Source organism: Terriglobus sp. YAF25 (assembly GCF_052113305.1).
Lineage (GTDB): Bacteria > Acidobacteriota > Terriglobia > Terriglobales > Acidobacteriaceae > Terriglobus.
The window spans coordinates 1-6,431 of sequence record NZ_JBFRCY010000201.1 but is presented as its reverse complement, the minus strand read 5'-3'; the positions used below and the strand labels follow the sequence as shown (position 1 = coordinate 6,431).

General features: G+C 59.9%; 5 protein-coding genes. All 5 read right to left on the bottom strand.

Annotated elements, in window-relative coordinates:
• Positions 1–271: 271 nt before the first annotated feature.
• Complete coding sequence (gene xylA / locus AB4043_RS10410; protein ID WP_442300931.1) at positions 272–1,603, bottom strand: xylose isomerase; 1,332 nt, start codon at positions 1,601–1,603, stop codon at positions 272–274.
• 18 nt (positions 1,604–1,621) lie between these two features.
• A complete protein-coding gene (gene xylB, locus AB4043_RS10405; protein WP_442307005.1) occupies positions 1,622–3,103 on the bottom strand; it encodes a xylulokinase in 1,482 nt (493 codons plus the stop codon).
• A 131-nt stretch (positions 3,104–3,234) separates the two neighbouring features.
• A complete protein-coding gene (locus tag AB4043_RS10400) occupies positions 3,235–4,476 on the bottom strand; it encodes an ROK family protein (RefSeq protein WP_442300929.1) in 1,242 nt (413 codons plus the stop codon).
• A gap of 167 nt (positions 4,477–4,643) precedes the next feature.
• Entirely contained in the window at positions 4,644–5,792 is a 1,149-nt protein-coding gene (locus AB4043_RS10395) for a Gfo/Idh/MocA family protein (protein WP_442300928.1), read from the bottom strand.
• A partial coding sequence (locus AB4043_RS10390; protein ID WP_442307004.1) for a sugar phosphate isomerase/epimerase family protein occupies positions 5,789–6,431 on the bottom strand: 643 nt, incomplete at its 5' end. The genes AB4043_RS10390 and AB4043_RS10395, both read right to left, overlap by 4 nt.

Genomic DNA, 6,431 nt, shown 5'->3' with positions numbered 1-6,431 from the left:
GAGGTAGCAAGCGCGGCAGTGGAAAGCTTGAGGAACTCGCGGCGATCAGTCTGCGAAGTGGCCATAGATCATCTCCGTACGTCGAAATCGAAAGGTTTTACTGGCGGACGGACAGTGTACAGAGCCGACGGTACTTTTGTCTTGTCTCGAACCGACGCAGGCCGTCTTCTTCCCCGCACAGGCCAGGTAATTCATCGACTTGCAATAAAAAGGGCCGCGATGTCTTCCTGACATCACGGCCTTTTTGTGGACTTCAGAAGCGTTACGAAAATTACTGCAGATCGCGGTAGATCTTGCGGGCGAGCAGGTTTTCGATCTTCTCCTGGCGACCCGAACGAGGCTGGGGCTGGATCGCATCTTTCTCGGCCTTCGCAGCAATCTCCTCCAGGGAGAGCTTGCCGTTGAACATGGCCTGTGCCTCCGGAGTCTTCCAGCCRGCATAGCGCTCGGTGAGGATGGAGTCGTACTCGCCCTCTTCGATCAGCTTTGCGGCTGTCAGGAAGGAGCGGGCGCAAAGATCCATGCCGCCGACGTGGGCATACACCAGGTCCTCGGCGGTGAAGCTCTGGCGACGGACCTTTGCGTCGAAGTTGCATCCGCCCACGCCAAGGCCGCCGGCCTTGATGACCTGGTACATCGACATGGTCATGCTCCACAGGTCATTCGGGAACTGGTCAGTATCCCAGCCCAGCAGTGCATCGCCGCGGTTGATATCCAGCGAGCCCAGAATGCCAAAGGCGCCCGCGGTGGCAATCTCATGCTCAAAGGTATGACCGGCCAGCGTGGCGTGGTTAGCTTCGAGGTTTACACGCACCTCATTCTCCAGGCCAAAGCGCTTCAGGAAGCCGTAGACCGTCGCCGTATCGAAGTCATATTGGTGCGAGGTCGGTTCCTTCGGCTTCGGCTCAACCAGGATCTGCCCCTTGAAGCCGATCTTGTGCTTGTAGTCGACCACCAGCGAGAGGAAGCGGCCCATCTGCTCCAGTTCCTGCTTCATGTCGGTGTTCAGCAGCGTCTCATAGCCCTCGCGTCCGCCCCACAGAACGTAGTTCGAACCGCCGAGCTTCATCGTCGCGTCCATGCAGTGCTTCACCGTGGCAGCGCACCAGGCAAAGACCTCGGGATCAGGATTGGTGGACGCGCCGGCCATGAAACGCGGGTGCGAGAACAGGTTCGCCGTTCCCCACAGCAGCTTCGTCTTCGACGAGCTCATCTTCTCGCCCAGGTAATCGACGATGGTATGCAGGTTCTTCAGCGTGCCTGCAAGCGTCTCCTCCGCGGGGGCAACATCGGCATCGTGGAAGCAGTAGAACGGCACATCGAGCACGCGGAAGAAGTCGAACGCGGCATCGGCCTTCTGTTTTGCCAAAGCGATGGGGTCGCCCGCACCCATCCACGGACGATGAATCGTGGGCCCGCCAAAGGGATCGCTTCCTGTCATCGCGAATGAGTGCCAGTAGGCCACGGCGAAGCGAAGATGCTCGCGCAGCGGCTTGCCCAGCACGACGCGGTCGCCGTCGTAGTACTGATAGGCCAGGGGATTGGTGCTCGCGGCACCTTCAAATTTCACCGTAGGAAAGTTGCTGAAGATCGTTTCAGACAAGTGGTTCTCCAATCTGGATCATAGGTTCGGAAACTGAGCTTTGAGTACAGCGTTGTAGCGGTCCTGCGCCGCACGATAGGCGGCACGTTTCTCCGCCCGGGGGTGAGCTGTCTTCTCCTCATCGACGCTGACAAGGCGCTCGGAGAGCACAGCAAAGGTGACCGGAGTTCCCTGCTGGCTCTTGTACGCATACATGGCCTGAATCGCCGCCCCAAGRCAGCCAGCCTCTTCTTCAATCGGTACCTGGATCACCGCACCGGTGGCATCGGCAATCATCTGCCGCCACTCTGCCGAGCGCGAACCGCCGCCGATCACCTGAATCTTGCTGGCAGGCTGACCCTGCAAAATCAGCTCAAGGCCATTCAGCACACCGAAGGTCACGCCCTCAATCACGCTGCGCAGCAAGTTGCCGGCGCTGAAGTTCGTGGCCGTTACACCATGCATGCTGCCCTGTGCCGTCGGCAGGTCCGGCGTGCGCTCGCCGTTCAGGAACGGAAGGAAAGTAATACCGTCCGCACCGGGATTGGTCGAGGCCAGAACCGGATCAATATCTTCGACGCCCTTGCCCAGCACATGCAGAGTCTGTGTCACCACATTGGTAGCGTTCATGGTACAGACCAGCGGCAGCCATCCACCCGAGGAGGAGCAGAACGGCGCGACACTCGGATCAATGCTGTCTAGCGGCTTCTCCAGGAAGGAATAGACCGTCGACGAGGTGCCCAGGCTCAGCGTCACAATCCCCGGACGCACATTGCCTGTTCCAATAGCGCCCATCATGTTGTCGCCACCGCCGGAGGAGACAACGCACTGTGGCGATAGTCCAAGCTCGGCCGCGACCTCGGGGCGAACTGTGCCGACAAGTTGCTCTACCTTCAGCAGCGGAGGCAGTGCTGCCGCAAGCTGGCCGGTACCGCCGTCGATCTCATCAAGAATCTCGCGAATCCACTCACGCGTACGAATGTCGAAGAAGGCCGTGCCCGAGGCGTCGCCGTACTCGGCATACAGCTGTCCGGTCAGCCAGAAGTTCAGATACTCGTGCGGCAACAGGATGTGACGGATGCGGGCAAAGTTCTCCGGCTCGTTCTCCTTAACCCACAGCAGCTTCGAGACGGTATAGCCAGTCATCGGCAGAATGCCGAAGCGCTCCATCATGGCGCTCTTTCCGCCCAGCCGCTCAATCAAGGCAGCGTTCTGCGGAGCGGTCTCGGTGTCGTTCCACAGCTTCGCGGGACGGATCACCTGCTTTGCCTCGTCCAGAATCACCAGGCCGTGCTGCTGTCCGCTCACGCCCAGCGCCAGGACCTCGGCGCCATGGTGGCTCACCGCCTGCGTTACGCTGGTGCGCAGAGCATCGACCCACCACTGCGGCTCCTGCTCGCGAGCCCCGCTGGCACGCTCAATCAACTGATGCCTGGCATACCCACGACCACGGACTGCGCCCGCCTCGGTGATGAGAAGAGCCTTTGTACCCTGGGTTCCGCAATCAATTCCCAAGTACATAAATCAGAGCTCCCATCTGGTTTGAAGTTCTAAAGAAAGGAGGCTGTGAAGGGGCCGCAGTTTCTTTATTTTCCGTCCAAAAATATATCAACATGTTCTTTCCATGGTCAATGAAATCCGTTTTTCATGGATCAAGGGCGGCGTGATGCGTCGTGCGTCGAACGGTGGTACGAGGCATGGCGCTGCATCAGCATTGCGGCACTTCCGCTCAGGCGGGCTAACTCTGCATCACCGGTGGCGCGCAATAACGGCGGGGGACCGGCCAGCATGGATGCCGCCAGCTCCTGCGCAACAACGGGCCCGAAACGATCCCACGAGGCGGTGATATCGCCCACAACCAGAATAAGCTCCGGAGAGATGCTGGTCGTAATCAGCCGCAGGCCCCGGCCAAGAGCGCGGGCTTGGTCGGTCAGCGCCTCGATGGCGTTCTCATCGCCCTCTTCGCAGAGCTGCAGCAGCTCATAGATATCCTTCACCTTACGGCGGCTGGCCTCGTTGAAGTTCCGGATGGCTGCGCGTGAGGACGCGACCATCTCCCAGCAACCCTTCTGTCCGCACTGGCACAGAGGTCCATTGGGGTCGATCGAGACGTGGCCGAACTCGCCGGCCATACCGTTGTACCCCGAGTGCATGTGTCCACCGGCAAGAATCGCGGCGCCGACACCTTCGGCCACGGCAACCAGCACGACATCCTTGGCGCCCTGCAGCCGGCCGAACCAAAGCTCTGAGATCAGGCAGACATTGGCATCGTTGTCGATCTCTACCTGCAGGCCGGAGACATCTTCCAGCGCCTTCTTCAGATCGAACTCGTGCCAGTGCATATTCGGCGCCAGCAGCACACGCTGAGTCGCGGGCTGGACGCGGCCCGGAAGACTGACCCCGATCCCCTCGAACGACTTGGTGGCGTGCTCGTCACGCAGCGCCCGCATCCGCTTTCCAATCTGCGCGATTGTCTTCTTCAAGTCCGACGAGGTGGTGATGGTCTCGCGCGACAGGAAGCGCCCGCTCAGATCTGCCACCGCCAGAATGGCGCGGTCTGGACGCAGATCAAGCGCCAGCGTCACCTTGTCGCTGTTGACCGAAAGCATGGTGGAGGGCCGTCCGCGCGCGGGCTTGACCACCGCGCCTTCCTTCACCCAGTTCTCCTGGATCAACTGCTCGACAATCGCCGACACCGTGCTTGGACGCAGGCCGGAGAGGCGCGACAGATCGGCGCGCGCCAGCGGCTGCTTGAAACGGATGAGTTCGAGGATGATGTCGCGATTGATGTCGCGAGCCATCTCACTGGAGGCAGGCTGGAATGACGCCAGATCGATCTGGCGCACTCCATGGGTCTGCCGTGTATTCGGTTTTCTGGACTTCGGAGAACTCATCGTACCGATCAGTAGAGCATTTTCCCTGTAGGTGTAGAGTTGGGTTTCCGCATCTATGGGCGTTTTCCGCAATGAAAACGCTGCTGCACTCCTCTTCCGGGATACCCAGCAACAGGGAAAATGCTCTTAGTCCCACCATGGTACGACAGCAAGTCACATCACCGTAACTACTTAAGCGACGTCCAGGAAGATTGGTTCGCTGAGGAGCTCAATGACGCCTCAATGAACTTCAGTCCGTTCACACCATCCTGGCAGGTAGGCAGCAACAACGACGTCGGTGCGGGATCACGCTCTTCCAGCCTCGCCGTAATACGTTCCGCCAGGTCGGCATAAAGCTGCGCAAAGGCCTCGAAGTATCCCTCGGGATGGCCCGCCGGCAAACGCGCCGCAGCGGCATTCAACGCTCCGCCACCCCGGCTCAGAATCTGCGTCGGCTGGTTCAGCGGTGTATAGCGCGCGTAGTTCGGGTTCTCTTGGTTCCATTCCAGCGAACCGGCTTCACCGTAGATACGCAGATTCAGGTTGTTCTCATTCCCGATGGCGATCTGCGACGACCAAAGGCTGGCCTTGGCGCCACCTTCGTAACGGATCATTGCCTGGACGTTGTCATCCAGCCGTCGCCCTTCGACAAAAGTCGTCAGATCGGCAGAGATCGATGCCGGCTCCAGCCCGCTGACGAAGTAGGCCAGGTGATAAGCGTGCGTTCCGATGTCGCCCAGGCAGCCGGCGGGGCCGCTGCGCTTGGGATCGGTGCGCCATTCCGCTTGCTTGTTCGCTCCCGAGCTCTCCAGCGGAGTCGCCAGCCAGCCCTGCACATACTCCACATTGATCATGCGGACCTTGCCAAGTACGCCGCTTTCCACGATGCTGCGCATCTGCCGCACGATCGGGTAACCGGAATACGTATGCGTCAAGGCGAAGATCAAGCCGGAACGCTCAACCTCTTCGGCCAGCTTTATCGCGTCGTCCAGGGTGGTCGTCATGGGCTTATCGCACATAACGTGGATACCAGCATCGAGGAAGGCCTTGGCGATGGCATAGTGCGTATCGTTCGGTGTCACGATCGCGACCACATCAATGCCGTCCTCGCGCTTCGACTCAACCTCAGCCATCTCGGCGAAACTGCCGTACGCGCGCGGAATTCCCAACTCTGCAGCAAAGGTCTTCGACTTCTCCGCATTGGAAGAGAGTGCCGCGGCTACCAGGTCGTACTTACCATCGAACCGTGCCGCAATGCGATGCACCTCTCCGATGAAGGCCCCGGGGCCTCCACCTACCATGCCCAGGCGCAGCTTCCGTCCGAGCTTTTTGCTCATGCGTCCTTCCTTCCAATGCCAAGCAGGTTGTCGAGCATCTGCTGATCGGTCGCGGCTCCGGCGAAGTCATCGAACGCCTTCTCCACCGCCTGAATGATGCAGCTCTGGATGAACGGCGCACCTTCACGGGCGCCCTGTGCGGAGCTCTTGATGCAGCACTCCCACTCCATCACCGCCCAACCGTCAAAGCCATACTGCGTCAGCTTGGAGAAGATCGCCTTGAAGTCGACCTGTCCATCGCCCAGCGAACGGAAACGGCCCGCGCGATTCGCCCATGACTGGAAGCCGCCATAGACACCCTGCCGTCCAGTCGGCCGGAACTCGGCGTCCTTGACGTGAAACATCTTGATACGGTCGTGGTACAGGTCGATGTACTCCAGGTAATCGAGCCCCTGCAGAATAAAGTGGCTGGGGTCATAAAGCAGGTTGCAGCGCTTGTGGCCCTTCACCAGGTCCAGGAACATTTCAAACGATGAACCGTCGTGCAGGTCTTCGCCGGGATGGATCTCGTAGCAGAGATCAACGCCCTGCTCCTCGAAGAAATCCAACAACGGCAACCAGCGCTTTGCCAGTTCTCCGAAAGCAGTCTCCACCAGACCGGCAGGACGCTGCGGCCAGGGATAGAGATACGGCCAAGCC

Bases quoted from the DNA above. Each gene is read 5' to 3' on its own strand.
- AB4043_RS10395 (WP_442300928.1), bottom strand. From the start codon at position 5,792: ATGAGCAAAAAGCTCGGACGGAAGCTGCGCCTGGGCATGGTAGGTGGA.
- AB4043_RS10400 (WP_442300929.1), bottom strand. From the start codon at position 4,476: ATGAGTTCTCCGAAGTCCAGAAAACCGAATACACGGCAGACCCATGGA.